Genomic DNA, 553 nt, shown 5'->3' with positions numbered 1-553 from the left:
GGTCCGCCCGGCATGGCCGGTATTTGATCTTCTTCGTTGAAGCAGGGGACGAGGTTCGGATCGTGCGGGGGCTGCACGGCGCGCGGGACCTGCCCTCTCTCCTTGGGTGAAAGGTTCTGGCGCCTGTGGCTCGAACCCGACGAACAGCAGAGAGAAGGGCGCACTTATGCAAACCTGCGGTTTGCGTGCGGCCTCCCAAGGGCACAGCTCATGGCTCGGCCGAGGAGGAAGGGCGCTCGCCGCTGGGCTGTCCCTTGCCATGGGCATAGGGGACAGCCCAACGTGGGACGCTTCCTTGGACGTCTCCCGCGCCCTAAGCCGCCTTGGGTCGGCCGAATTTCCTCAAGACCTTGCGAGTCTCGCGGGCGACGAAGGCGTGCCGGTCCTCCACGTCGAAGCCGAGATGCCCCGCAAGGTTGAAGAAGCCGCCGCTCGGGAGCGTATCGCCCGGGGTCTTCTTGTGGACGAGGACCGAGAGGAGCACGCCGTGGTTTTCGAAGCTGCGCTCCGAGACCGCACCTAGAACCCAGCCGATCTTGTCGCGGTGCGCCGG

General features: G+C 66.0%; 1 protein-coding gene. It reads right to left on the bottom strand.

Translation table 11 applies throughout. The annotated features are described in order from the left end of the window. Positions 1-313: 313 nt before the first annotated feature. The coding region (locus CK240_RS18860) for a hypothetical protein (RefSeq protein WP_167650117.1) at positions 314-553 on the bottom strand (240 nt) is incomplete at its 5' end.

The sequence above is a fragment of the Paracoccus salipaludis genome, from assembly GCF_002287065.1.
Lineage (GTDB): Bacteria > Pseudomonadota > Alphaproteobacteria > Rhodobacterales > Rhodobacteraceae > Paracoccus > Paracoccus salipaludis.
The sequence above is the reverse complement of the archived record's forward strand: the minus strand, read 5'-3'. Positions and strand labels throughout refer to the sequence as shown.